Origin of the sequence: Pseudomonas sp. NPDC087598 (assembly GCF_044743525.1) — a bacterium.
Taxonomy (GTDB): domain Bacteria; phylum Pseudomonadota; class Gammaproteobacteria; order Pseudomonadales; family Pseudomonadaceae; genus Aquipseudomonas.
The window spans coordinates 67,075-93,208 of the sequence record NZ_JBIUWQ010000013.1 but is presented as its reverse complement, the minus strand read 5'-3'; the positions used below and the strand labels follow the sequence as shown (position 1 = coordinate 93,208).

Here is a 26,134-nt window from a genome sequence, read left to right as displayed (position 1 = left end):
GAATCAGACAGTGCGCAACGTTCGAGCCGTTGCGCACTGATGGCCAGTTACTGGCGGTAGGACTTGAGGAAGTTGCCGATTCGACCGATAGCCATTTCCAGGTCATCGACGCGGGGCAGGGTGACGACGCGGAAGTGGTCCGGCCACGGCCAGTTGAACGCGGTGCCTTGCACTACCAGCAGCTTCTCGGAGAGCAGCAGGTCGAGGACGAATTTCTCGTCGTTGTGGATCGGGCAGACCTTGGGGTCGATTTTAGGGAACGCGTACAGCGCGCCCATTGGCTTGACGCAGCTCACGCCCGGAATGTCGTTGAGCAACTCCCAGGTGCGGTTGCGCTGTTCCAGCAGGCGGCCCTGCGGCAACACCAGATCGTTGATGCTCTGATAGCCGCCCAGTGCGGTCTGGATCGCATGCTGGCTCGGCACGTTGGCACACAGACGCATGTTGGCCAGCATGTCGATGCCTTCGATGTAGCTCTGGGCATTGTGTTTCGGTCCGGAGATGGCGATCCAGCCGGAGCGGAAACCGGCCACGCGATAGGACTTCGACAGGCCGTTGAAAGTCAGGCACAGCAGGTCCGGGGCCAGCGAAGCGGTGCAGATATGCACGGCGTCGTCGTACAGGATCTTGTCGTAGATCTCGTCGGAGAACACCACCAGATTGTGCTGGCGGGCCAGTTCCAGCATGCCCAGCAACACTTCCTTCGAATACACCGCACCGGTCGGGTTGTTCGGGTTGATGATCACCATCGCCTTGGTATTCGGGGTGATCTTGGCCTTGATGTCGGCCAGGTCAGGGAACCAGTCGGCGCCTTCGTCGCACAGGTAGTGCACGGCGTTACCACCGGCCAGGCTCACGGCAGCTGTCCACAGCGGATAGTCCGGTGCCGGCACCAGCACTTCGTCACCGTTGTTGAGCAGGGCCTGCAGCGACATCACGATCAGCTCGGACACGCCGTTGCCCAGGTAGATGTCTTCGATGCCGACACCTTCAACATTTTTTTGCTGGTAGTACTGCATCACCGCTTTACGCGCGCTGAACAGGCCTTTGGAGTCGCTGTAACCTTGCGCGGTCGGCAGGTTGCGGATCACATCCTGAAGGATTTCGTCCGGCGCTTCGAAACCAAACGGCGCGGGGTTGCCGATGTTCAGCTTGAGGATGCGCTGACCTTCCTCCTCCAGACGTTTGGCGTGCTTGAGCACCGGGCCGCGAATGTCGTAGCAGACGTTGGCGAGCTTGTTCGATTTGCTGAACTGCATGGCGATGTGATCCCGAAAATGAACGATCCAGGCGGCGGATGGACAACCGTACTGGGATTCCTGCGTCTTCACACAGGCGAAGTCTTGCGCCATGGCGCCGAGAATCCGTTTGAATGCGCCCGGTCTGGCTGCCAGACTGGCGCGTGACGAGGCGCAATCATACGTGCCGCCCGATCCGTGGAAAAGGTACAGATCGGGCTTTTTCAGCCGCTGAGGTGTGATGATGGAAAAGTTGGAAAAAACCCTGGAAGAATGGAAAGCCATGCTCGACCCCGAGCAGTACAACGTGTGCCGTCTGAGCGCCACCGAGCGACCGTTCTCCGGCAAATACAACGACACCAAGACCGACGGTGTCTATCACTGCGTCTGCTGCAACGAAGCGCTGTTCGATTCCAAGACCAAATTCGATTCCGGCTGCGGCTGGCCGAGCTTCTACGCGCCGATTGGCGAAAGTGCCATGACGGAAATCCGCGACATCAGCCACGGCATGATCCGTACCGAAGTGAAATGCGCCCGCTGCGACGCACATTTGGGACACGTGTTCCCGGATGGCCCGCCGCCGACCGGTTTGCGCTACTGCATCAACTCGGTGTGCCTGAACCTCGAACCGCGCTCGTAACGCGTTTCCATTGTAGGAGCTGCCGAAGGCTGCGATCTTTTGATCTTGAACGTCAAAAAATCGCAGCCTTCGGCAGCTCCTGCGCGGGGTTTGATCCTGATTATTAAATTGCACACAATTCAATTGCTCGCTATGTTTGCGCCTTCTTCCTGATTTCAGAGTGCCGACAATGAGCGACAACCTGCTGAATATCCCTTGCACCACCATCAAGGGCGAGCAAAAGACCCTCGCCGACTTCGCCGGTAAAGCCGTGCTGGTGGTCAATACCGCCAGCAAGTGCGGGTTCACTCCGCAATACAAAGGTCTGGAAGAGTTGTGGCAGACCTACAAGGATCAAGGCCTGGTGGTGCTCGGCTTTCCGTGCAACCAGTTCGGCAAGCAAGAGCCGGGCAACGAGGGCGCGATCAGTGAATTCTGCGAACTGAATTTCGGTGTCAGCTTCCCGCTGTTCAAGAAAATCGAAGTCAACGGTTCTGGCGCCCATCCGCTGTTCGTACAACTGAAAAAGCGCGCTCCGGGCCTGCTCGGCTCGCAAGGCATTAAATGGAATTTCACCAAGTTCCTGATCGGCAAGGATGGTCAGTTGGTCAAGCGCTTCGCCCCCGCTACCAAGCCGCAGGATCTGAGCCGCGAGATCGAAGCTCTGCTCAAATGAATAAACTGTCGGTTGATTCGCTGAAGCTCGACAGTCAGTTGTGCTTCAAGTTGTACGCCGCCTCGCGGGCGGTGATTCGTGGTTACAAGCCGATGCTCGATCAGCTCGGCCTGACGTACCCGCAATACCTGGCAATGCTGGTGTTGTGGGAATGGCAGGACAGCGCGCCTGAGCAACCGACGGTCAAGGCTTTGGGTGAGCGTCTGGCGCTGGATTCCGGCACGCTGACGCCGTTGCTCAAGCGTCTGGAGCAGTTGCAACTGGTTCAGCGTCAGCGTTCGGCCCGTGATGAGCGTGAAGTGCATCTGAGCCTGACTCCTGCTGGGCTGGCACTTCGCGAGCAGGTCGGACCGCTAAAGGCGCGATTGCTTTGCGACAGTGGGGTAGACCTGGATCAGCTCAATGCATTGCGTGACGGTCTCGATCAGTTACTCGGGCAGATCAAAGCACTCTCGTAGTCGGAATCCACTGATCCAGCAGGGCTGCCAGCTCTTCACGGCGGAACGGCTTGGCCAGATAGTCGCTCATGCCCGCCGCCCGGCAGCGTTCACGTTCTTCGGACATGGCGTTGGCGGTCAGGGCAACGATCGGCAGATTTGGCCAGCGTCCGCTCTGGCGAATCTGCCGGCTCGCTTCGTAGCCGTCCATCACCGGCATATTGCAGTCCATCAACACCAGGTCGAACTCGTGATACTCCAGTTGATCCAGGGCTTCGGCGCCATGGGCGGCGACGACGACATCACAGCCGAGTTTGCCGAGCATGCCTTTGGCCACCAGTTGATTGACCGGGTTGTCCTCGACCAGCAGCACTTTCCCGCGGCGCACCAATGGCGTGGTTTCAAGCTGCGTATCGTTGATGGTGGCGACCTCGGGATGCAGGGTCCGTCGCAGGTTCTGGTACAGCGCGTTGCGTGCCAAGGGGCGTGCCTGCTGCTGCAAAGGGGCGAGGGCCGCCGCTTCTTCGCTGGGCAGGAAACTGCCATAGGCGGTCACCAGCAGAATGGGCGCGGTGAGGGACGGACGCAGCCCGAACAGGCATTCCGGACAGTCTGTGATCAGCACATCAGGCGTCAGCCCCAGCAGCGAGTCGTCGATCGTGCGTTGTTCGTATTCAAGTCCCCAGACCGGCAGCAAGCTGCGGAGCAACTCTGCCAGACCGCTGCTGGCTGCGGTGATGGCGAGAACTTTGCCACGTAGCGGCGCTAGCGGCAGAGCGCGGGTATGACAGGGCAGTGGCAGTTCGGCGCAGAACTGGCTGCCGAAACCGGTCTCGGAGCTGATGCTCAGGCGCCCCTGCATCGCTTCGCAAAGGTTGTAGGTCAGCGCCAGTCCCAGCCCGGTCCCGCCGTACTGGCGAGTGATGCCGGCGCCTGCCTGGGTGAACGGCTGGAAGATTTTCACCTGTGCGTCCTGCGCGATGCCGATACCGGTGTCGCAGACTTCGATTCGCACGCCATCCTTGTAGGTCGACAAGCGCACATCCACCCGGCCGAAGCGGGTGAATTTCAGTGCGTTGGACAGCAGGTTGCTGACGATCTGCCGAACCCGGGTCGGATCGCCCAGCACCAGTGCCGGAAAATGCGGATCGATCAGGCAAGTCAACTCGACGCTGGGCGCCGCGTTCTGCGACAGCAGGTTGGCGGTGTCTTCAATCAATGAGCCGAGATCGAATGGAATGTGTTCAAGCTCCAGTTGCCCGGCATCGAACTTCGACAGATCGAGAATATCGTTGAGCAACTCCACCAGCACTTTGCCTGAGTCGTGGGCGATCGACAGTTGTTGCTGCTGTTCGGCATTCAACGGTCCGTCGAGCGACAGCGCGATCATCCCCAGCAGACCGTTGAGTGGCGTGCGGATCTCGTGGCTCATGTTGGCGAGAAATGCCGAGCGGGCTTCAGCCATCTCCAGCGCGGTGCTGCGGGCGACTTCGAGTTCCTGATTGGATTGGCTGAGCCGGGCGTTGATCGCCTTGAGTTCAGCGGTTCGCGCCGAAACGATATTTTCCAGTTGGCCGAGGTAGTCGGTCAGACGGTTTTCGGCATTGCGTCGCTGCTGGATCTCGGTGGCGATGTTTTCGAATTGCTGATTGGCGACTTTGACCAGTACGCCGATTTCATCATTGGCGTGGCCGGTCGGGCATTCCAGTGTGGTCGGTTCGGCGCTGCGCGGATCGCGCCCGCTGAGTTCGCGGATCACCCGTACCAGCGGTTTGGTCAGCATTACGTAGAACAGCGCCAACAGGATGCCGGTCAGGATCAAGCTGCGGGCGAAGCCGTTGAGCAGGGTGACTTCGGCCCGACGCAGGAAACGGCTGCCGAACGCATAGGTGTCAACCTCAAGGCTCAGGACCCCCAAGGATTCATTGGGCAGATGGTCCAGATACAGGCGATCTTCGAATTGGCGCTTGGCGCCGAACAAAAAGTCGCTGATCAACCGATAGCCGCTTTGCAGCTCGGGGCGTTTGACGCTGGCCAGCACGGTATTGTTGTTGTCGGTCAGTTGCGCAGAAATGATCGCCGGAGAGCGTAACAGGCCCAATGTCAGTTCCTGAGCCAGTTCGGCATCGATGTTGTAGGCAATGCGTGACGCCGGGTTATGGCTTATTTCCAGCAAAGACAGGATTTCACGGTTGATGGAGGCGTCTTCACTGGCATAATCGATGCCGATTTGCAGCAGGCTGAGCAGCGTGCCCAGAATGAACCCGACCAGCACAGTAAGCCTGGCTTGCTTGTACGACAGCCGGTGGGTGAATTTGATATCCATGGGGTGTTGAACCACTTCCGTTTCCCTTCGCTGCTCAAGCATAGTCGATCATGTGTCGATACCGAGGTTCCCGAATCGCCTTGTAACAAGGCACAGAGCGGGAATTTTTATCTGCGTGTCGTCGCTGGATCGTCATCATTACTGTGAACGTGCCCGAGGAGAAGACGTGGATTCCCGATTGAATGCTTTTCTTGAGCGCGCCGAGTCGGTTCTGGCGCGAATCGAACCGCTGTTGCCGGCACTGCGCCCGGTGATTGACTGGGGCACTTGTCTGGCCGCGCGCTGGCAGCGTGACGGCCGCAGCGGCTACCTGCTGCCACTGGAAGTCAGTCTCGACATGCGCTTGTCCGACCTGATCGGCGTTGATCGGCAACTGGAGCAACTGGGCCGCAACACCCAGCAGTTTCTCGACGGTATGCCGGCCAACCACGCATTGCTCTGGGGTTCACGCGGTACCGGCAAATCCTCGCTGGTACGCGCGTTGCTCGCGGAACATGCCGGCGCAGGCCTGCGCCTGATCGAGATCGAGCGCGATCACCTGGCCGACTTGCCGCGAGTGGTCGAGCAGATCGCCAAGCTGCCGCAACGTTTTGTACTGTTTTGCGATGATCTGTCGTTCGAATCCGGTGAAGGCGATTACCGCGTGCTCAAAAGCGTGCTCGACGGCTCGCTGGAACAGGCCCCGGACAACGTTTTGCTGTACGCCACTTCCAACCGCCGCCATCTGGTGCCGGAAAAGGAAAGCGACAACGAAAACTGGAAGCGCGTCGACGGCGAACTGCACCCCAGCGAAGCGGTGGAAGACAAGATTGCGTTGTCGGACCGGTTTGGTCTGTGGCTGTCGTTTTACCCGTTTACTCAAGAGCATTTCCTGAATGTCGTCGAGCACTGGATCGGCCAGTTGGCCGCCAAGGCAGGCCTGAGCTGGCAGCGTGACGAAGCACTGGACATCCTCGCCGTGCGTTGGGCCACCGGCCGCGGTAATCGCAACGGACGTTGCGCGTACCAATTCGCCCGTTACTGGGTGGGACTGAAATTGTTGGAGCACAAGGCATGATTGATTTGCAACAAAGCGGCCAGGGCCTCGAAGGCTATGGCATGTTGGCCGCGCAACTGGAATCGCTGTTGGCGGACGAGCGCGATTTTATCGCCAACGCCGCGCAGTTTTCGGCATTCCTGTTCAACCAGCTCGATGATCTGAACTGGGCCGGTTTTTACCTCAACCGCAACGAAGAGCTGGTACTGGGTCCGTTCCAGGGCCAGATCGCTTGTGTGCGCATTCCGTTCGGTCGCGGTGTCTGTGGCGCTGCTGCGGCCAGCCTGCAGACGCAACGGGTTGAAGACGTGCATGCGTTTCCCGGTCATATCGCTTGCGACAGTGCCTCGAACAGCGAACTGGTGGTGCCGTTGGTCAAGGAAGGTCGTCTGATCGGCGTGCTCGATCTCGACAGCCCGAAGCTCGCCCGTTTCGGCGCGGACGATCAGGCCGGTATCGAGCAACTGGCGGCGATTTTCCTGCGTCTGACCGATTGCTGATCACGCGACAAGGCCAGCCTTGTGCAACAGGCTGGCCGGGTCTACGGCATCGATTTGCCGGGGATCAAGAAAACGCACCGCGTACTGCATGTACACGCCGTCGTTGATGAACAGTCCGAACAGTTGCGCGTCGATGTGCGCTTCGCGGCACATGGTCGCCATGATCCCCAGCGCTTCGCTCAATGACTTGGCTTTCTTGTAAGGGCGATCGGCCGCGGTCAGTGCCTCGAAAATATCGGCAATCGCCATCATTCGCGCCGGCAGGCTCATTTCTTCGCGCTTGAGGCGCTTCGGGTAACCGGTGCCGTCCATTTTTTCATGATGACCACCGGCGATCTCGGCAATGCTGTCGAGGTGGCCGGGGAAGGGCAGGTGGCTGAGCATCATGATCGTCTGCACCATATGGTGGTTGATGATGTAGCGCTCTTCGCGGGTCAGCGTGCCGCGGGCGATGCTCAGGTTGTACAGCTCGCCGCGGTTGTATTTGTAACGCGGCACGTCCAGCTTGAAACCCCACGGATTGTCTTCCGGGATCAACTCGTTTTCGTCGCGTTCGAGCAGATGCTCGGGCTTGTCCGCGAGCAGCTTTTCGCTGACCGGTAAGGTCGGTGCCGGCGTGCGAGCCTGGCGCCTGTTTTCTTCCCACGACACGCCCAGACGGTCATCCAGCGTGCGCATCCAGGTGCGTCGGGACAGATCGCTCAGGCGTTGCAGATCGGCCTCGGCCATCGCCTCACTGCCCAGGTTGCAGCGGGCGACAAAGGCAAAGTCGTCGTCCAGTGCCGACAAGGTCGTCTCGCGCAGTGCGGCCAATGAGGTTTCGTCTCCACCCAGCGCCAGTGCCTGCCAGTAACTGATCCAGGCATCGCGCTTGAGCACTTCGAAACGGGTGCGGATCTCGTGGATGCGGTCGTTGATGGTTTCCAGTTTGGTGGCCTTGTCGACCACATACTCCGGCGTCGTGACCTTGCCGCAATCGTGCAGCCACGCGGCAATGTGCAGGGCCTCCCACTCGTCTTCGGTGGGCTGATAGGCACTGAAGGCGGGCGCCTGACTCGCTGCGGCAGCCTGGGCGAGCATCAAGGTCAGTTCCGGCACGCGCTGGCAATGTCCGCCGGTATACGGGCTCTTGGCGTCGATGGCGCCGGCGAGCAATTGAATGAAGGCATCGAGCAGTTGCTTTTGTCTGGCTTGCAGGCGCTGGCTCTCGATGCTCACTGCGGCGGCGCCGGATACTGCTTGAAGGAAGGCGATGCGGTCGGGTCGCAATTTTTCCAGGTCGGTCGCGGTACCGCTGTCGTTGATCAGCAGGATGAGCAGGCCGATGGTTTCGTCATGGCGGTTGTGCAGACGAATGCCGATCAGATGTACGCGGGGTGAGGTCATCGCGAACAAGACTTTCTGCAGGTCACCGGCCTGATCAACGCCAAGATTGCTCACCACATTGTTGCTGCCGACCAACTGCTCGAACCATGCCGGGCCTTTGCTGCTTTGCAGATCGTGGCCGTGAATCTCGAACGCCTCCAGTGCCTGCGGTATGCCATCGATCACCAGACCGTAAGGTTCCATGCGCGTGCCGTCGTTTTCTCGCAGATAAATCAGTCCGGCCTGAGCCTGGGCGATTTGCACCGTTTCGAACAGCACCCGTTGCAGTAACGGGGCAAATCGGGTTTCGGCACCGAGGGTGTCCGTGATGCGGAAAAAACTCGCCAGGGTGTCTTTCATGCGCGCCATCGACACGCTCAATTGATCGACTTCCAGCACCGGTGAGCGGCGAGTCAGCGGAAAATTGAAGTCGAAACTGCGGATGGCGTCGGCTTCCTTGACCAGCGCGTGCAGTGGCTTGACCAGAATTCGCGAGATTACCCAGCCCAGTGGCAGGCACAGCAGTAAAGTGGCCAAGGTGATCAGCGCGCCTTGCCAGCGCATGCGATACGCATCGACCAGCAGTTCGTCCTCCGGCACCAGCAACGCCAGTTGCAGACCTTTCGGACCGCCTTCGGCAATGCTGCTGTGAGCCACAATCCACTGCCGGCCATCCGCTTCAAGGCGATTGCCCGTGCGTGCACCGGACAGCAGCGCATGCAGGCTCGGGCTCAAGTCGGCGGCCTTGGCCAGATGTGCGGTGCTGTCATCGACGATCAGACGGCGACTGTCGGGGTAGGCCACGGCATTGCCGTCGGCATCGAACAGGACGATTTCGGTGGACGGCGTCACCACATGTTTGCTCAAGGTGGCAGACAGGGCGGCCAGCGTCAGGTCGGCGCCGATCACCGCATTCTCGCCACTGCGCCGCGCCAGGGTTGTGCCGACATTGTGGGTGGAGAAAAAGACGTAGGGTTCGGTGGTGATCTGTTCGGTGTGCTGACGGGCATTGACGAACCAGGCGCGGCTGCGCGGATCGTAGGGCTCCTCGGGATTATCCTGACGGCTGATCAGCGTCAGTGCCTGGTCGAAGAACAGCGATTGCGAGCGCAGGTTGCCTTGCGGGCCATGCTCGATGCTCCAGACCTGATACACCGCCGCCTCCGGAGCGTTGAGCAGTGTCTTCAAGGCGGCGCTGCGCAATGGGCGGACCATGAAGAAATCGCCGTTGGCATAACCCAGATACAGCGAAGCGAGGTTCGGATTGTCCGTGAGCGACTGGCTGAACGGTCTGAGCAAGGGCAGGCGTTGTTCAAGGTACGCAGCCTGAGTAGCGGGGTTGTCCGCGAGCAGGCTGAGCAGGTGCCGGATCGGTTGATAGGTCGCGGACATATCCAGGCGCACGTCCTGTTCGATCCGGTCGAACAGCTTCTCGCTGCTCGACAGGATGATTTGCGTTGTCTGGTGGTAATTGAACAACCCCAGTACCACGCCCGTGAGCAGCAGGAGAAAAGTGAACATGACGCTGATGTGCACGTGCAGCGGGAATCGGCGTTGTTCCGGGCGCAGTGGGCTGGGCATTTCCGCTTCTCCATGATGGTTTAACTCACTGCTCAGCGCCCAAGCATAGTTAAGGCAAGCTCATTGCGCCTTGATCAGACAAGGCCAATTGTTGCTGCAGGGCTTGCTCCAGTTCGACCATCGCCCGGTTGCTCGCCTCGCAACGGCGAGTAATCTCATCGGTGTCCATTGCCTGTGCACAGGCTTGCTCAAGGGCATCGCAGCATTCGATCACGCGCACTGCCTGAGCGATACGCGCCGCCCCCTTGATCTTGTGGGCGACCACCGCCAACGCGCCGCGATCCTGTTGCGGTGACAGTGCGAGCAGTTCCTGGCGGTCGAGACGGCTACTTTTGAGCAGTTCCTGCAAAAGCCTTTTGGCCTGCGCAGGGCTACCGCCGGTCAACATGTTCAGACTTTGCAGGTTGAAAACAGGGGGACGAGATGCCGGGGTGATGCCATCGACCCACTGGCTGAGCAGGCTCAGGCTCAAGGGTTTGAACAGGCAGTCGTTCATGCCGGCCTGTTTGCAGCGCTGGATCTCCTCGGGTTGTGCATTGGCCGTGAAACCCAGCACGATGCAGGGGGGGCAGCGGTTCTGCAGCTCCTGCTGGCGGATAGCACGAGTCAGTTCATAGCCATTCATCAAGGGCATGTTGCAGTCGACAATCACCAGATCGAAACCACCGTCCTGCCACAGTTTCAGCCCGATACAACCGTTCTCGGCGATGCTGAAGTGATGGCCGAGGAACTCCAGTTGCTGGCACATCAACAAACGATTGGCCGGATGATCGTCCACCACCAGCACGCGCAGGGGCGTCAGGGAAGTCTTGATCGTGGGCTCGTCTCTGGCGGTGCTTGCCTGTGCAGGCAAGGTTTCCAGCGGCAGCGAAACACAGACTTGCGTGCCGATGCCGGGCTGGCTGCTCAACTGCAACTGGCCACCCATCATTTCGCACAGGTTGCGACTGATGACCAGCCCCAGCCCTGCGCCGCTGCGGGCCTGCTGATGGCTGTTTTCCGCCTGAGCGAAAGGTGCGAACAAGCGCTGCTGATCCTCGGCGCCGATACCGATACCGCTGTCCTGAACGCTCAGTTGCATCAGCGCGCGTCCAGGCATGTCCGTGGTCATGAGATCCACCGCAATCCTGATGTGGCCCTGTTCGGTGAATTTGATGGCATTGCTCACCAGGTTCGACAGCACTTGTTTGAAACGCAACGGATCAAAATGTACATCGACCGCCATATCCGGCGGATTGAAGAAGACTTGCAGGGAGAGATTCTTCTGCCGGGCGAGGCCGTCGAAGATCCTCGCGACGGACGTCACCGTGTCGACCAGGTTGACCCGTTCCGGGCAAAGGCTCAGGCGACCGGACTCGATCCGTGCGATGTCGAGAATATCGCCGATCAGGCCGAGCAGATCCTTGGCCGAATGGTAGGCGGTGTCGATCGAGGAGCGATCCGGATGCTGTGGATCAATGCGTCTGAGTGTCAGTTCGAGCATGCCGATCACGGCATTCATCGGGGTACGGATTTCATGGCTCATGGTGGCCAGGAACGTGCTTTTTGCCCGATTGGCCTCGTCTGCCTGCTCCTTGGCCGTGCGCAACTCTTCGAATAGCTGACGGCGTTCGCTGATGTCGATCCAGCCACCAATGATGCCTTGCACATCGCCGCTGGAATCGCGATATGGAAGTATCCAGTGATAGATCGTCAAGCGTCGGTTGCCGATGTGCAGCGGTCGGTCGAGTAGCAGCGGCGTGCCTTCGGCGACGACTCGCTGGTAATCGGCGTGGAAGGCCTGGGCTTCGAAGGCGTTACTCAAAGTGCCCTGAATGACGCTTTTGCCAATGACGTCCTCGCGCTTGGCATTGAACACTTCGAGGTAGCTGTCATTGCAGCTTTGCAGCAGACCCTGGCGGTCGCGGACGTAGATCGGATGCGGCGTCCCGTTGACCAGCGAACGCATGAACTCGAACTGGTCGTTCAAGGCCCGCTCAGCCGCCTTGCGTTGCTTGATCTGGTGCCGCATGTAGGCATTCCAGGCCAGCAGGACCAGCAGGAGCAGGCAAGCGCCGATGATCACTTGATAGAACTGGCGCTGGTAATTGCGCCAGATGTTTTGTGATGCGGTGGAGTAACCGCGCCAGCGCCCATTGATCACGCCCAGTTCTTCCGGAGAAATGCTCAGTAACGCTTTGTTGATGATCGAGCCCAGTTCCGTGTTGTCCCGTGCGGTGACCAGAGAAAATGCAGCCTGGCCGGTGCCGATGGTGGTGGTGATTTGTAGCGCTCGCTCGAAGATCCGCGAAGAAATGAAGTAGTTGGCGATCACCAGTGAATTCACCGCGCCGTCGACATGACCTTCGGCAAGCAGCGAGACGGCGCTGAAGGTGTCTGCGGTTTCGATCAACTGGATCCGTGGAAACTCGCGTTGCAGGTATTCGACCATCGGGTTGCCTTGGGCGATCGCCAGTTTTTTGCCTTTGAGCTGGCCCAGGTTCGTCGGGCTGTCGGCGCTCTTGCGCGTCAGCAGGACATAGGAGTTTTCCAGATAGGGTCGACTGAAATCGAGGGTTTTTTCCCGCTCGCTCGTGGGTAGCAAAGCGGCGATGAGATCGGCCTGATGGCTGTCTATCTGTTTGATCATCTCGGCGTCGTTGCGACTGCGATGGATCTCGAAGCGCAGGCCGGTGCGCAGGCGAACCAGTTCAAGCAGGTCGGCGCTGATCCCGCGAAAATTGCCGCCACTGTCGAAGAACGTCAGCGGCGCATAAGCCTCGTTCACTACCACTTTCACCACGGGGTGCTGTTTGAGCCATGTTTCTTCGCGTTCGGTCAGTTGCAGTTTCTGGTCGGTGAGCAACAGATCGCTGCCGGCGCTCCAGCGTTTGGCGATGTTCTCGCGTTCGCTGCGCGGCACGGCGTTGAGCACGGTGTCGACGATATCCAGCAACTGCGGATTGGTGCGACGTACGGCGAAACTGAATCCGTGAGCTTCCTGCTTGCCGAAATTGGCCATGCGCACGTTATTGAGGTAGCCCTTGTTGATCATGTAGTGGGTGGAAAGGGTGTCGCCGAGAAAGACATCGGCCTGGTCGAATGCTACGGCGTTGATTGCATTCTGGTAGGAGGGGTAGCAGGTAATCAGCGCCTTGGGATACAGCGCCTTGACCTCGTGCAGCGGCAGATAGTGATACACCATGCTCAACCGCAATCCCGCGAGGCCGTCGGTCAGTGATCGGCTATCGTCCTCGCGGGTAACGAGCACGGGCTGATCATTGGCGTAGGGGGCGGATAGCGCGAGGTTGGCGTTACTGGCTTCATAGCCGTTCGCCGTACCGAGCAGGTCAACCTGACCGTCGACCAACGCGCGAATCGCGGCATCCCGCGAGGGAAAGCGTTTAATCCGGATCGGTAAGCCGGTGCTTTGACTGAGCAAGCCGACATAGTCGGCGGTCAGGCCCTCATAATCGTGCCCGCTGACAGTCATGTCGAAGGGCGGATAATCCGGCGCGGAGGTGCCCAGTATCAGTTCGCTACGGGTTTGCAGCCACTGTCGTTGAGACTGTTCGAACGCGACCGGCATTGACTCGCTTGCCGACCGGCTAAGCAAGGCGTAGCCCGGTGTAGCGATGGGCATGGCGAGCGCATTGGCGCTCAGGCACACGCCTGCGCTCAGTGTAATTAAATAGTCCTTAAAACGACTGGGCATGCGGGGTCTCACACGAGTGCGTTGCGTTTGGCCATCTCGATAAGTTCTACAAGGGATTTGGCTTTGAGTTTTTGCATCAGGCGTTTTTTATAGGTGCTGACGGTTTTATTGCTGAGAAACATGCCCTTGGCGATTTCCTTGTTGGTGCGGCCTTGAGCGAACAATTGCAAGACCATCAACTCGCGATCATTAACGGATTTGAAGAGTTCCAGCTCGGTATAACGAATGTCATCGCTGCGAACCGGATTCAATGCCTGGCTCGGGAAATAGTTGTAACCGGAAAGTACCGCTTTTATCGCACTGACCAGTTCGCTCAAGTCTTCCTGTTTACAGACATAACCGGAGGCGCCGGATTGCATGCAGCGAATACCGAACAAGGTCGGGCATTGGGCTGTCAGTACGAGGGTTTTCAGTGGCGAACTCATTGCATTGAAGCGAGCCAGCACTTCCAGACCGTCGAGTTTGGGGATGCTGATATCGAGAATGATCAGGTCTGGCATGCATTCGCGCACCATCTGCATGGCATCGACCCCATTATCGGTTTCACCGACGACCTTGTAACCTTCATGTTCGAGCAACATGCGAACGGCGAGACGGATGACGGGGTGATCGTCGACAATAAAAACGGAGTTCATAATCAAATCCCATACAAGCACGAATAAAGCGCGCACCTTAGCTCAGATGAATGAGTGCTCGCATGAACTGACATCGCTCCAGTCGTGCTATCGGATTATTCCTACAATTAATGAGGAAAGGGACTACGTCTGAACTAGGTTCGACGTAAGGAAGTGCGGGATTTGCAATGGCTTATAGTTAGCTTTGAATGTTTTGCAAATGCTGGCTATAACTGGCTTTTTTGTAGATGTTTAAAAATTGTGGCTGCTGGAAAGTTTGTTGTTTGTATCATGTGGTTACATTGCGTCGCCAAATTGCTGAAAACGCGTGCATCGTCTCCGATATCGGACAGCGCAAGTGATTGTCATGTATTCAACTGGCCGACTTTTCCGGCCAGTTGAACATTACGTGATCAGTGACTGGAGCGACCGGTCATTTCCAGTGCCATGTCGCTGGCGTAGCTGTCGGTCATGCCGGCAATGAAATCGATCATGCGCAAAAACGACGTGTGCAGTGAACCCTGCGGATCCGGTGCGTTATTGCCGAGCAAATCGAGGATACGCCGGCTCTTGAACGATGGGGTGCGCCCGTTGTGTTGTTCCAGAGCAGCGCCGCAGAACGAATTGAGCAGGATCTCCAGCGTCGTGTAGGCGCCGATTTCGTGCAGGGTTTTGCGTTTGTCCTGAAAGATCTTCTTGCGGGCGATGTCCTTGGCGTTGAGCACGCAACGTTTGGCCGGGCCATGCATATGCTCGACCAGGTCCCCTTGCAACGTGCCGGCGAGCAATGCGTCCTGTTGCTCGACGAAGGCCCGCGCCGCGGCATTGGTCAGATGCTCGATGGCCTTGCCGCGCAGGATCGCCAGTTTTCGCCGCCGCGAATCCTGCGGGCCAAGTTGGCGATAGGTTTCCGGCAAGTCATCGCCGACCAGTCCGAGCAGCAGCGATTCGACTTCGGCGTACTCCAGCAACTCCATCTCAAGGCCATCTTCGAGGTCGATCAGCGCATAGCAGATATCGTCGGCGGCCTCCATCAGGTACACCAACGGGTGGCGCGCCCAGCGTTGGTCCTCCAGTTGTGGCAGACCCAGCTTGTGGGCGATCTGCTCAAGTAACGGCAATTCGCTCTGATAGCAGCCGAACTTGTGCTTCTTGTAGCCAAGAGAGTCGGCGTGACGGGCCGTCCACGGGTATTTCAGGTAAGTGCCGAGGGTGGCGTAGGTCAGGCGGGTGCCGCCGTCGAACTGGTGGTACTCAAGCTGAGTGAGCACCCGGAAACCCTGGGCATTGCCTTCGAAATTGAGGAAGTCACCACGCTCGGCTTCGCTCATGCCGTCCAGCCAGCCGCGCCCGGCGGCCTGTTGAAACCAGTGGCGAATGGCGTCTTCACCGGAATGGCCGAACGGTGGGTTGCCGATGTCGTGGGCCAGACAGGCCGATTGCACGACCATGCCCAAATCGCTGGGGTCGCACCATTCCGGCAGGGCGCTACGCAGGGTTTCACCGACGCGCATGCCCAGTGAACGGCCGACACAACTGACTTCCAGCGAATGGGTCAGGCGCGTGTGGATGTGATCGTTGCTGCTGACCGGGTGGACTTGCGTCTTGCGTCCCAGGCGACGGAAAGCGCCGGAGAAAATGATGCGGTCATGGTCTTTGTGAAAAGGGCTGCGGCCGAGTTCTTGCGGGCTGTGCAGCGGCTTTCCGAGGCGTTCGCGGTTGAGCAGGGTCTGCCAATCCAAGGCTGATTCTCTCCGTCTGGTGACTGAATTGCCCTAGCTTCCGGGTTCGGCCTCGCACCTGCAAGCGGAACTACAGTCCCGCCGCATCAATGTCGATCAGCAGCAGGCGTTCGCCATTGTCGAAAAACTGCCCGGCCGTCAGGCAATATTGGTTGCTGGTGGCATCACGGTAGGTGTTGGACAGGGTCAGGCGGCGCTCCTCCCAGCCCTCGGCGAGCAAATGGTAGAAGTACGGCCGCCATGACCAGTTGTGCCCCATATAACGACTATCGGCGACCCAGCCGTTGTGGCGCCATTCCAGGTTAGGCGTCAGTTGCGTGCCGTGGCGGTCGCACTGATAAAACCGCAGCAGCCATGGGAAGGCCTCCAAATGTGGCAATGCGCTGAGCGGCGCACGAGCCTGAGCCCAACTCTGCAGAATCGCCATCAATTCGCTGAGTTGTTGGCGCATTTTCATCAAGCGCCCGCGTTCTGCCAGTTTCTGCTGGACATAGCGTTGGCGCAGCTCAGCAAAGCGTTGCACGAACGCGTCGGTGGGATAAAACGCCTCTTGGGCCCGGGCGAACAGAAAGCCCTGCACGTAACGCGATCCGCATTCCAGAGCGAAATTCAGTTGGGCCTCTGTCTCGACCCCTTCGGCAATGATCCAGCAGCCGGTCTTCTCGGCCATCTGCGCCAGAGCCTTGACCACGTCGCTGCTCGGTCCGCCGAGAGCGGCGGCCTGAAACAGGCGCATGTCGAGCTTGAGGATGTCCGGTTGCAGCGCCAGCACTCGATCCAGTTGCGAATAACCGGCACCAAAGTCATCAATGGCGATTCGCGCGCCGGCCTCGCGATAACGCGCCACCACTTCGGCCAGACGTTGGCTGTTGCCGCCCAGTTCAGTGATTTCGAAGACGATGCGTTGCGGGTCGACACCGTGCCGCGCTATCTGCTTGAGGCTGGGCAGGGCTTGGTCAGAACGCAGGCGACTGATCCAGCGCGGCGACATGTTCAGGCTGAGAAACCAGTCCACGGGGGCTTCATGCAGACGGCTCAGGGCGTTGTCACGGATCTGCCGGTCGAGGCGGCGCAAAGCGATGGCTGGCGTGCGCGGGTCGGCGAACAGTGGTCCGACCGAAGTCAGTTGCCCATCGGCCTGGCGCAGGCGGCCCAATGCTTCGACGCCGGCAATGCGTCCGGTGGCGGTATCGATGAAAGGTTGAAAGCAGGCGAGCGGTTGCCCGTCGATCACGGGGCCTCCTTAGTCGTTCTTGTTCTGATTGAACCCCGTCGACCGGGTAGGCGCACGGGATTGAACCTCCGGATAAAGAGGTTCATCCCGCCGTCATTGCAAGAATGTAGCCAGATGCGTCAGGTCAGCGTTTGCCCGAACTCTGCATGACCAACCGGATCAGCGGCCCGAGGCTGGTGCCGAGACGAACCAGCCTGGTCAGGCTACCGACGCCGCCACTTTTCGCACCCTTGCCGGTGATAAAACCCAGCAGCGTGACCGCGGCCACACCCCACAGCGGAGCATGTTTGATGCCGAAACCACCTTGCAGGTTTTGCGTCATGCCGCGCATGCGCTGCAGGGGTTGCAGAACTTGCCCGGCTTCATGACGGATTTCCTGCCGGTGCATTTCCATGCGCAGGCGAATCAGTGCCTTGCGCATTTCCCGGCGGGAGCTGTTGTGGGGAAGTTCAGGCAGGCTCATGGCAGCAGGCGCTCCCGATCATTGGCCAATTCTTCCAGGGTGCCATGGAAGGGCGAGGATTCATCGAAAACCGCAGCTTTCAAACGCAAACCGCAGAATGCCGCTGCCAGGGTATAGAACACGCACAGGCCGATGATCGCGGGCAGGCGATAGGTGTCCCAGAACACGATGAGTACCAAAGTCGACAAGCCGACCAGCAGCAACAGGGCAAACACCAGGGCCAGACCTGCAAACAGCAATAGGCTGACAGTGCGTGCTTTCTGCTCCTGCAACTCGATGCCGAACAACTCGACATGACTGTGCAGCAAGCCAAGAACGGCGGCGCCCAGACGCCGCGTGGAGGATGCGGTGCCCGCAGTCGGGCCGGATTCACCGATCGACATAATCAGCGCCGAGTAGCCAGCAGGCCAATAAGGAAGCCGACACCGGCCGCGATGCCGACGGACTGCCAAGGGTTGGCCGATACGTAATCTTCGGTTGCGGTGACCGCAGCCTGACCGCGGTCGCGCAGGGTGTCTTCAGTCAGTTTCAGGGTTTCCCGTGCACGCAACAGGCTTTCGTGGATCTGCTCGCGCAGTTCATCCGCTTGATCACCGGCCAGAGTGGCGGTGTGTTCGAGCAACCGTTCGGTGTCGGCGACCAATGTCTGGAAATCATTCATCAGAATGTCTTGAGCAGTCTTTGCCTTGATGCTGGCCATGGGTGGATCTCCGTAAGTGGCGTCTGAAGCGTTCGAGTATGAGCCTTGCGCGAAGGTTCAGTACAAATGACTGGTACAGCTTTTGCTATGTCGTGGTGCGTTGCCCGGTAGCCGTGCGCTGTTGCCGGGCGTGCAAGCCGCAAAACCTTAACTCAAATAATCCCGGTTCGTGTCAGGACATCGACCTCGTGCGCCAAAGCGGTTCATCGGACCTGCGGATCCGTGACCGATCAGTCGCAACTTGGTGCATGAAATGCCCGCATGAACTGTTTTGGTGCTTTTTTACCTTTCAGGTCTGCCTCTTTATGGAAAATCTGCAAAGCGCTGTGGAGACTCTGGTTCACAGCTCCAATACGTTGTTCATTCTGATCGGCGCGGTGATGGTGCTGGCGATGCACGCCGGTTTTGCCTTCCTCGAAGTCGGCACGGTTCGCCAGAAAAATCAGGTCAACGCGTTGTCGAAAATCCTCAGCGATTTTGCCGTCTCGACCTTGGCCTATTTCTTTATAGGCTACTGGATCTCCTACGGCGTGACCTTCATGCAGCCGGCGGCCGTCCTGAGCGCCGATCACGGCTATGGGCTGGTGAAGTTTTTCTTCCTGCTGACTTTTGCCGCAGCGATTCCGGCGATCATTTCCGGCGGCATTGCCGAACGCGCGCGCTTCGTTCCGCAGTTGTGCGCGACGGCACTGATCGTGGCGTTCATCTATCCGTTTTTCGAGGGGATGATCTGGAACGGCAACTACGGCCTGCAAGCCTGGCTGACGGCACAGTTCGGTGCGGCGTTCCATGATTTCGCCGGTTCCGTGGTGGTACACGCCATGGGCGGCTGGCTGGCGCTGGCGGCGGTGTTGTTGCTCGGCCCGCGCAATGGACGTTATCGCGATGGCCGGTTGGTGGCCTTCGCGCCGTCGAGTATTCCTTTTCTGGCGCTGGGCTCGTGGATTCTGATTGTCGGCTGGTTCGGCTTCAACGTGATGAGTGCGCAGACCTTGCAAGGTGTCAGCGGCCTGGTGGCGGTCAATTCGTTGATGGCGATGGTGGGCGGCACGATGGCGGCGTTGATCGTCGGGCGCAACGACCCGGGCTTTCTGCACAACGGCCCCTTGGCCGGGCTGGTGGCGATCTGCGCCGGTTCCGATCTGATGCATCCTGTCGGCGCTCTGGTGACCGGGGGCATCGCCGGTGCTCTGTTTGTCTGGTGTTTTACAGCGGCGCAGGTCAAATGGCGTATCGACGATGTGCTGGGGGTGTGGCCGTTGCACGGTTTGTGCGGCGTGTGGGGCGGGATCGCTTGCGGTATCTTCGGCAAGACCGCACTCGGCGGTCTTGGCGGCGTGAGCCTGATCAGCCAGTTGATCGGCACCGCACTCGGCGTCGCGGTGGCGCTGATCGGTGGTTTTGCGGTTTATGGTGCGATCAAGGCACTGCATGGGCTGCGCCTGAGTCAGGAACAAGAGTATTACGGCGCTGACCTGTCGCTGCACAAGATCGGCGCAGTGAGTCAGGATTAGGTTTCCTCATCGTCGGCCCCGGGATAAAAACCGTGTAGCAGGCGATAGCGATCAATGCGTACCTGATCGACTTTCTCCTGCACTTGATGCGCTGGCAAACCGAGCATGATCAACGCGTGCGACGCGAGCATCAGGCTCGACTCCAACAACTCCGGCACCACTTCGGTGGCGCCGGCGGCTTTCAGTTCGGCCCATTGGCTGTCGTCGCGGGTACGCACCAGAATCGGCACATGCGAATTGAGGCGGCGGGCTTCCTTGAGGATGTGCAAGGCGATATCGCTCTGATCCACGGCGATCACCAGCAAACGCGCGCGCATCAGGCCAACGGCGGTGAGCAGATCGGCGCGTGAAGAATCGCCGTAATGCACATCACTTTCCCCGGCGGCGGCCTCCTGTACGCGCACCGGATCGTTGTCCAGAGCGATGTAAGGCTGCTTCGCGTTGCGCATGAAGCGGCCGATGGATTGACCAACGCGCCCGTATCCGCAAATCACCACGTGTTTGTCGAGGTCGGCGTTGAGCGCGCTGATCTCCTCGATCTGTGCTTCCTGATTGGGCTTGCGGTGCAGGGCCAGAGCAATACGTGGCGCCGCACGCAGCAACAAGGGTGTCAGCAGCATCGAGCAGAACGTCGCCGCGAGCAACATCGCGCCCAACTCTGCAGGCATCAGATTGTTCTGTTGCATCTGCGCCATCAGCGCGAAACAGAATTCGCCGCCCTGAGCCAGGGCCAGACCGCTGCGCCACGCCGTTTCACTGTCACTGCCGCGCCACTTCACCAGCAGCGCCACCACGACGCCTTTGATCACCATCAAACCGAGGGTCAGGCCGAGGATCAAGAGGCTGTGACTGACGAACAACTGCAGGTCGATCAGCATGCCGATGCTGACAAAAAACACCCCGAGCAGAATGTCGCGGAAGGGCCGGATATCGGCTTCGATCTGATGCCGGTAATGGCTTTCGCCCAGCAGCATGCCGGCGAGAAATGCGCCAAGTGCAGGGGACAGGCCGAGCAGATGGGTGAGCCATGCGGTCAGCAGCACAATCACCAGAGCCAACAGCACAAACAGTTCTGCCGAGCGCGAGGCGGCGACTTCATGGAACAGTCGAGGCAACAACCAGCGACTGGCGAGCAGCAGGCCGACAAACAGCACCACGGTTTTCGCCAGGGTCAGTGGCAATGCCCAGTACCAGGCCTGATCGCTGCTCCCGGCGAACACCGGAACCAGGGTCAGCAGCAGTACCGCAACCACGTCCTGAAACAGCAAAACGCCGACAGCATTCTGGCCGTGACTGCTGAACACCTCGCCGAGGCTGCCCAGTTCCTTGGTAACGATCGCCGTGGAGGACAACGACAGTCCGGCACCGAGTAAAAGGGCGGGCGTCATCGGCATTCCCAGCAACATCAACAGCAGACCCAGCAGTGCCGCAGTGATCAGCACTTGCTGGCTGCCCAGGCGAAACACCACCTGGCGCAGCGCAATCATTTTTGACAGGGAAAACTCCAGGCCCAGCGAAAACAGCAGGAACACCACGCCCAGTTCAGCTACGTCGGGCAGATGTTCGCTCTCGTTGACCCAATCGAATGCACTCGGCCCGACCAGCAATCCCACGCACAGGTAACCCAATACCGGTGGCAGTCGCAGGCGACGGAACAGGGCAATCACCACGAGGGACGAGGCGAGGATGATCAACAGGTTGGCAAACACTAGACACTCCGATGTCAGGCTCTGGCTTTTCAAGCGTAGAGGCAAAAAGTCGCGGAGCATCGCGTAATTGGTTTTTCAGCGGACTGATTTGCGTCAGGGTTTTGCCAGTCAAACACAGTCGATTCGCTGAAACCTTTGGGCGGCGCTGGCTCGACGGGTTTTCGGCAGCGGCCTAGAATAGGCGCACTATTTTTGGGTCGAGCAATCATGCCTCCTGAATGTCAGCTGTTCGGCACCTTGGGGTGTCACTTGTGTGAAGTCGCGGAAGCTGAACTGATGCCGTTTGTCGAGCACGGGCTGCTTGTCGAACTGGTGGATATTGCTGATGACGAGTCCTGGTTTGAGGCTTACAGCCTGCGGATTCCCGTGCTGCGCCGAGTCGATACCGGGGCGGAACTGGGTTGGCCGTTCAGTGCCGATGAGGTCGTGGCATTTCTTCGTTGACCCGATTTCCGCGTCATTCCGCTGGTCGCCACCGACAATCCTTCCGTTGGCACTTTTCGGTTTATTCGGTTACTGTATGTCCGTACAGTAATTGGGTCAGAGGGATGAACCGTGGTCAATGTCGAACAGTTGAAGAACAGCGTGAACCGGATGTCGGTTGACGTGGTGCGCGAGGCCGTTCTCGAACTGCGCCTGGACGGGCTGGTCACGGAAGGCAAGACGCCATTCAATAAACTGCATTTCAACACCTGTTTTGCCGAAATCGAAGCCTTGTTTCAGCGCGCCGGGTATCACCGGCAACTGGATGTGGTCGGTTATCAGGGGCTGCTTTACGCCTTGTATGACCCGGGCCGCTGGGAGGCTGTCGACGTGTTGCGCTGGCTCAAGGAGTTCACGGAAGCGGCGGCGCTCAAATCGATTCCTGCCTGAAGACTAGGTTCGTTCCCTGCAGTGTTGGATAATGCCGGCCTGCCTTGAGGGTTCGAATTTCCGTATGTCCACATCAACGTTTTCTGCTGCACAGAATCAGGCCAGTACACTTTATCTGCCGCCGGGGCCGTGGCTGACCGTACTCGACTGTCTGTGCGAGCATTTCAGTGCCATTGGCCGCGAGCAATGGCTGGATCGAATCGCTCGGGGCCGGGTACTGGATGGACAGGGGCAGCCGATTGCGCTGGACCTGGCCTACAAGGAAGGCCTGCGGATTCACTACTTTCGTGAAGTGCCGGATGAAAAATCGATTCCGGTGGTCGAATCGATCCTCTATGCCGATGAGCATCTGGTGGTGGCGGACAAACCGCATTTCCTGCCGGTGACGCCGGCCGGCGAATATGTCGAGCAGACCCTGCTGCGCAGGCTGATCCGCCGCCTGGACAATCCTCATCTGGTGCCCTTGCACCGAATTGACCGGCATACGGCGGGGCTGGTGATTTTCTCGGCCAATCCGCAAACCCGTTCCGCGTATCAGTCGCTGTTTCCGACGCGGCAGATCGACAAGCGCTATGAAGCCATTGCTCCGGCATTGCCTGGACTGGAATTCCCTCTGGTGCACAAAAGTCGTCTGGTCGATGGCGAGCCGTTTTTCCGCATGCAGGAAGGCCCGGGGGTCAGCAACACCGAAACGGCGGTAGAGGTTCGAGAGAAAAACGGCGATCTCTGGCGTTATGGCCTGTATCCGGTGACCGGCAAGAAACATCAGTTGCGTGTGCACATGACCGCGCTGGGGGCGAGTATCTGCAACGACCCGTTTTATCCGGATGTGTTGAAAGACGTCGAGGATGATTACGCCAATCCGCTGAAACTGCTCGCGCAAGGGTTGCGTTTCATCGACCCGGTGACTGGCGAGGAGCGCGAATTCGAAAGCCGCATCACTCTGCAGTGGTGACTTCGCAGCCTTTTCCAGCGCCCATGAAAAAGCCCGCATGAATGCGGGCTTTTCTGTATCCGGTGTCGACCCAGAGCTTAAAGCTCTTTAACGGTACGAACCTGATCCTTGTTGATGCGAGTTTCTTTGCCGTCCAGCTGTTTGAACTCGTAGAAACCCGAATCGTCATCGTATTTCGGGGTGTCGACGGCCTGGATTTCGCGACCGTCATTCAAGGTGATCACTGTCGGCGAGGAGCAACCGGCGAGGGTAGCCAGGCCCAGTGCGAGCATGAAAGTGGCGAGGGTCCGTTGAGTCATGAGTGTGTCTCCGAATGGGAATTCTTTTGGTTACTGAGCTTGAGACGTATACAAGGCGTGAGAGTTCCTTGAATGCTGTCAGTCTGACACAGTGTTGTGCGAACTTAACAGTTCGGGGGTATTGAGGTTGGCCAGCCGCGGGTCATTGTCGGGACATTGCAATGCCGTGGCGCCAAGACTGCGCATGACCCGTCCGGGGCTGCGTTCACCGGCGTTCCAGGCGTCTTCGAATGCGGCAAGCAGGGCGACCGGAATCACGCACAACAAAGGTTCCCAATGCTCGTCATGTCGCAACATTAAAGGTTTTTCAGGATTCTGTTGGGCGGCTTCACGCATGTCCTGCAGTAAAGCACTGTCGATCCGCGGAACGTCGCAGGGCAATACCAGCAGGTGCGTGTGGCGCGCGGCTTTCAGGCCAGCACGAATGCCGGCCAGCGGCCCGGGAAAATCGTCCTCGTCGTCCCCCACCAACTGATCGGCATACGGCGCGTAACGTTCTCGATTGCGGTTGCAGGAGATGATCAAGTCATCGGTCAGTGGACGTGCCTTGCGCTGCAAATGCGCAATCAACGGCTCGCCTTGCCATTCCACCAGGCCTTTGTCCTGACCGCCCATGCGTTGGCCGCGTCCGCCTGCCAGGAGCAGGATGGAGCAGGGCGGCAATTGCGTGTTCGAGGTCATGGCAGCTCTCCACAGGGGCGGCGAAAAAATGGGGCGCTGTGATATAACACCGGGCTGTTTCTCCTACAACTGGACGAGCCTATGAAAGCCAAGGCTGATGTACCTTTCGTGCCGCTCAATATTGCGGTACTGACTGTTAGCGATACCCGAACCCTGGAAACCGATACCTCAGGTCAGGTCTTTGTCGACCGTCTGGCGGCGGCCGGCCACCATCTGGCGGCGCGGGTACTGCTCAAAGATGACCTCTACAAAATTCGTGCGCAAGTCGCCAACTGGATCGCTGACGATGTCGTGCAGGTTGTGCTGATCACTGGTGGCACCGGGTTTACCGGTCGCGACAGCACGCCGGAAGCGGTGGCCTGTCTGCTCGACAAACAAGTGGATGGATTTGGCGAGTTGTTCCGGCAGATTTCGGTCGCCGATATCGGTACCTCGACCGTGCAATCCCGTGCGCTGGCCGGTTTGGCCAATGGCACGCTGGTTTGCTGTTTGCCGGGCTCGACCAACGCCGTGCGCACCGGTTGGGACGGCATTCTTGGCGAGCAACTGGACGCGCGTCACCGTCCGTGCAATTTCGTGCCGCATCTGAAACAGGCGGCGCCTTGTGAATCCCGTGGGTAAGCCGGGCAAGACCGGCTCGCTGATGCCGGTCGAAGTTGCGCTCGCACGTCTGCTGGAAATGGCCGAAGCCTCGCCCATTGTCGAGCGTGAGTATTTGCCACTGGCTCAGGTCGAGGGCCGAGTGCTGGCAGAAGATCTGATTTCGACGCTGGATCTGCCGCCCTGGCCCAATAGCGCCATGGATGGATATGCACTGAATCTGTCTGACTGGACGGGTGCGCCCCTGCCAGTCAGTCAAAAGGTGTTCGCCGGGCAATCGCCCGAGCCACTGCAACCGGGTACGTGTGCGCGGATCTTCACGGGGGCGCCGGTACCGCCGGGCGCCGATTGCGTGGAGATGCAGGAAAACGCTGACGTTCAGGCTGATGGTTGCGTGCGCTTCATCGAACCGATGACGATCGGTCAGAACATTCGCCCGCAAGGTCAGGAAACCAAGGTCGGCGAGTTGATTCTGCCGGCCGGCACCCGACTCGGGCCGATTGAGCAAGGCTTGTCCGCATCGCTGGGCTGCGCCGGACTGAACGTTGTACGCAAGGTTCGAGTGGCAGTGATTTCCACCGGCGACGAATTGGTCGAGCCAGGTCAGGCATTGGGCCCGGGGCAGATTTACAACAGTAATCGGGTGGTGTTGTGCAGTTGGTTGCAGCGTCTGGGCTGTGAAGTGATCGATGCCGGTATTCTTCCGGATGATCTGGCCACCACTCGCGCTCGTCTGGGTGAGTTGCAGGATGTTGACCTGATTCTTTCCACCGGTGGCGTATCGGTGGGCGAGGCGGATTTCCTCGGTATCGCCCTGCGCGAAGAGGGTGAACTGGCGCTGTGGAAACTGGCGATCAAGCCAGGAAAACCGCTGACATTCGGCCATTTCCGCAATGTGCCGGTCATCGGTTTGCCGGGGAATCCCGCTTCGACGCTGGTGACCTTTGCCTTGCTGACCCGGCCTTACCTGTTGCGCCGTCAGGGGGTGCAGGACGTCGAGCCTCTGAGGTTTACGCTGCCGGCGGGTTTCACCTGGCCTGTTGCCGGGAATCGGCGTGAATACCTGCGTGGACGTATCGAGCAAGGGCGGGCAACGATTTACCGCAACCAGAGCTCGGGGGTGCTGCGCAGTGCTGCGTGGGCTGACGGCCTGGTGGAAGTGCCGGAGGGCACGACGCTGCTAGAAGGGGACACGGTGGTTTTCATCCCTCTGAGTGATCTTCTGGGCTGAGCCCTGTCTTGCAAACGCAGGCGTCGGCTGACCCGGTCGATGCCTGC

Annotated in this window: 24 protein-coding genes; 11 read left to right on the top strand and 13 right to left on the bottom strand. The window is 59.1% G+C overall.

The features are described from left to right. Positions 1–47: 47 nt before the first annotated feature. Positions 48–1,259, bottom strand: a complete 1,212-nt coding sequence (locus tag ACIOWE_RS10165; RefSeq protein ID WP_103304753.1) for a pyridoxal phosphate-dependent aminotransferase — start codon at positions 1,257–1,259, stop codon at positions 48–50. 223 nt (positions 1,260–1,482) lie between these two features. Between ACIOWE_RS10165 and msrB the strand changes: the two genes are divergently transcribed. From msrB to ACIOWE_RS10150, 3 genes are all read left to right on the top strand, one after another. Beyond that, positions 1,483–1,878, top strand: a complete 396-nt coding sequence (msrB, locus tag ACIOWE_RS10160) for a peptide-methionine (R)-S-oxide reductase MsrB (RefSeq protein ID WP_201237362.1) — start codon at positions 1,483–1,485, stop codon at positions 1,876–1,878. A gap of 169 nt (positions 1,879–2,047) precedes the next feature. Continuing rightward, on the top strand, positions 2,048–2,533 hold the full coding sequence (locus tag ACIOWE_RS10155) for a glutathione peroxidase (protein WP_201237363.1): 486 nt from the start codon (positions 2,048–2,050) through the stop codon (positions 2,531–2,533). Then, positions 2,530–2,991, top strand: a complete 462-nt coding sequence (locus ACIOWE_RS10150; RefSeq protein WP_103304755.1) for a MarR family winged helix-turn-helix transcriptional regulator — start codon at positions 2,530–2,532, stop codon at positions 2,989–2,991. The genes ACIOWE_RS10155 and ACIOWE_RS10150 overlap by 4 nt, the downstream gene beginning before the upstream one ends. On the opposite strand, the gene ACIOWE_RS10145 is transcribed toward ACIOWE_RS10150, so the two are convergent. Next, a complete protein-coding gene (locus ACIOWE_RS10145; protein WP_401390491.1) occupies positions 2,975–5,296 on the bottom strand; it encodes a response regulator in 2,322 nt (773 codons plus the stop codon). The genes ACIOWE_RS10150 and ACIOWE_RS10145 overlap by 17 nt on opposite strands. Before the next feature lie 166 nt (positions 5,297–5,462). Between ACIOWE_RS10145 and ACIOWE_RS10140 the strand changes: the two genes are divergently transcribed. Both ACIOWE_RS10140 and ACIOWE_RS10135 read left to right on the top strand, forming a co-directional pair. Continuing rightward, positions 5,463–6,353, top strand: a complete 891-nt coding sequence (locus ACIOWE_RS10140) for an ATP-binding protein (protein ID WP_401390488.1) — start codon at positions 5,463–5,465, stop codon at positions 6,351–6,353. Continuing rightward, positions 6,350–6,832, top strand: a complete 483-nt coding sequence (locus ACIOWE_RS10135) for a GAF domain-containing protein (RefSeq protein WP_103304758.1) — start codon at positions 6,350–6,352, stop codon at positions 6,830–6,832. The genes ACIOWE_RS10140 and ACIOWE_RS10135 overlap by 4 nt, the downstream gene beginning before the upstream one ends. Here ACIOWE_RS10135 and ACIOWE_RS10130 read toward each other — a convergent pair whose 3' ends face one another. From ACIOWE_RS10130 to ACIOWE_RS10095, 8 genes are all read right to left on the bottom strand, one after another. Continuing rightward, a complete protein-coding gene (locus ACIOWE_RS10130; RefSeq protein ID WP_401390484.1) occupies positions 6,833–9,778 on the bottom strand; it encodes an HD domain-containing phosphohydrolase in 2,946 nt (981 codons plus the stop codon). A 49-nt stretch (positions 9,779–9,827) separates the two neighbouring features. Beyond that, positions 9,828–13,472 carry a transporter substrate-binding domain-containing protein gene (locus tag ACIOWE_RS10125; RefSeq protein WP_401390481.1) on the bottom strand — a complete coding sequence of 1,215 codons (3,645 nt, stop codon included), beginning with the start codon at positions 13,470–13,472 and terminating at the stop codon, positions 9,828–9,830. Between the two features lie 8 nt (positions 13,473–13,480). Continuing rightward, positions 13,481–14,107 carry a response regulator transcription factor gene (locus ACIOWE_RS10120; RefSeq protein ID WP_103304761.1) on the bottom strand — a complete coding sequence of 209 codons (627 nt, stop codon included), beginning with the start codon at positions 14,105–14,107 and terminating at the stop codon, positions 13,481–13,483. Positions 14,108–14,499: 392 nt separating this feature from the next. After that, a complete protein-coding gene (locus ACIOWE_RS10115) occupies positions 14,500–15,828 on the bottom strand; it encodes a deoxyguanosinetriphosphate triphosphohydrolase (RefSeq protein WP_401390478.1) in 1,329 nt (442 codons plus the stop codon). Between the two features lie 70 nt (positions 15,829–15,898). Beyond that, positions 15,899–17,062 carry an EAL domain-containing protein gene (locus tag ACIOWE_RS10110; RefSeq protein WP_401390475.1) on the bottom strand — a complete coding sequence of 388 codons (1,164 nt, stop codon included), beginning with the start codon at positions 17,060–17,062 and terminating at the stop codon, positions 15,899–15,901. A 124-nt stretch (positions 17,063–17,186) separates the two neighbouring features. After that, a complete protein-coding gene (locus ACIOWE_RS10105) occupies positions 17,187–17,525 on the bottom strand; it encodes a hypothetical protein (protein WP_201237370.1) in 339 nt (112 codons plus the stop codon). Beyond that, on the bottom strand, positions 17,522–17,908 hold the full coding sequence (locus ACIOWE_RS10100) for a phage holin family protein (RefSeq protein ID WP_103304765.1): 387 nt from the start codon (positions 17,906–17,908) through the stop codon (positions 17,522–17,524). Before ACIOWE_RS10100 ends, ACIOWE_RS10105 begins: the two co-directional genes overlap by 4 nt. A 2-nt stretch (positions 17,909–17,910) precedes the next feature. Beyond that, positions 17,911–18,225, bottom strand: a complete 315-nt coding sequence (locus ACIOWE_RS10095) for a YqjD family protein (RefSeq protein ID WP_201237371.1) — start codon at positions 18,223–18,225, stop codon at positions 17,911–17,913. 305 nt (positions 18,226–18,530) lie between these two features. Here ACIOWE_RS10095 and ACIOWE_RS10090 point away from each other — a divergent pair, with 305 nt between their 5' ends. Next, a complete protein-coding gene (locus ACIOWE_RS10090) occupies positions 18,531–19,739 on the top strand; it encodes an ammonium transporter (RefSeq protein ID WP_201237372.1) in 1,209 nt (402 codons plus the stop codon). Here the strand turns inward: ACIOWE_RS10090 and ACIOWE_RS10085 are convergent. Next, a complete protein-coding gene (locus ACIOWE_RS10085) occupies positions 19,736–21,448 on the bottom strand; it encodes a cation:proton antiporter (RefSeq protein WP_401390471.1) in 1,713 nt (570 codons plus the stop codon). The genes ACIOWE_RS10090 and ACIOWE_RS10085 overlap by 4 nt on opposite strands. Positions 21,449–21,655: 207 nt before the next feature. Here ACIOWE_RS10085 and ACIOWE_RS10080 point away from each other — a divergent pair, with 207 nt between their 5' ends. The 3 genes from ACIOWE_RS10080 to ACIOWE_RS10070 all read left to right on the top strand — a co-directional run bounded on the left by ACIOWE_RS10080 (position 21,656) and on the right by ACIOWE_RS10070 (position 23,276). Next, a complete protein-coding gene (locus ACIOWE_RS10080) occupies positions 21,656–21,892 on the top strand; it encodes a glutaredoxin family protein (RefSeq protein ID WP_401390468.1) in 237 nt (78 codons plus the stop codon). Positions 21,893–22,003: 111 nt separating this feature from the next. Further along, complete coding sequence (locus tag ACIOWE_RS10075) at positions 22,004–22,321, top strand: transcriptional regulator (RefSeq protein WP_095189592.1); 318 nt, start codon at positions 22,004–22,006, stop codon at positions 22,319–22,321. A 64-nt stretch (positions 22,322–22,385) separates the two neighbouring features. Next, on the top strand, positions 22,386–23,276 hold the full coding sequence (locus ACIOWE_RS10070) for a pseudouridine synthase (RefSeq protein ID WP_401390465.1): 891 nt from the start codon (positions 22,386–22,388) through the stop codon (positions 23,274–23,276). Between the two features lie 77 nt (positions 23,277–23,353). Here ACIOWE_RS10070 and ACIOWE_RS10065 read toward each other — a convergent pair whose 3' ends face one another. Together ACIOWE_RS10065 and mobA are read right to left on the bottom strand one after the other, a co-directional pair. Then, positions 23,354–23,575 carry a YgdI/YgdR family lipoprotein gene (locus ACIOWE_RS10065; protein WP_007908660.1) on the bottom strand — a complete coding sequence of 74 codons (222 nt, stop codon included), beginning with the start codon at positions 23,573–23,575 and terminating at the stop codon, positions 23,354–23,356. Between the two features lie 78 nt (positions 23,576–23,653). After that, positions 23,654–24,256 carry a molybdenum cofactor guanylyltransferase MobA gene (gene mobA / locus ACIOWE_RS10060; RefSeq protein WP_401390462.1) on the bottom strand — a complete coding sequence of 201 codons (603 nt, stop codon included), beginning with the start codon at positions 24,254–24,256 and terminating at the stop codon, positions 23,654–23,656. A gap of 81 nt (positions 24,257–24,337) precedes the next feature. On the opposite strand from mobA, the gene moaB reads away from it, so the two are divergent. Both moaB and glp read left to right on the top strand, forming a co-directional pair. Further along, positions 24,338–24,877 (top strand): molybdenum cofactor biosynthesis protein B, encoded by a 540-nt coding sequence (gene moaB / locus ACIOWE_RS10055; RefSeq protein WP_315445886.1) that lies wholly within the window; start codon positions 24,338–24,340, stop codon positions 24,875–24,877. After that, positions 24,861–26,087: a gephyrin-like molybdotransferase Glp gene (gene glp / locus ACIOWE_RS10050; RefSeq protein WP_401390459.1), complete on the top strand. Its 1,227-nt coding sequence runs from the start codon at positions 24,861–24,863 to the stop codon at positions 26,085–26,087. The genes moaB and glp overlap by 17 nt, the downstream gene beginning before the upstream one ends. The last annotated feature ends 47 nt before the right edge of the window (positions 26,088–26,134 follow it).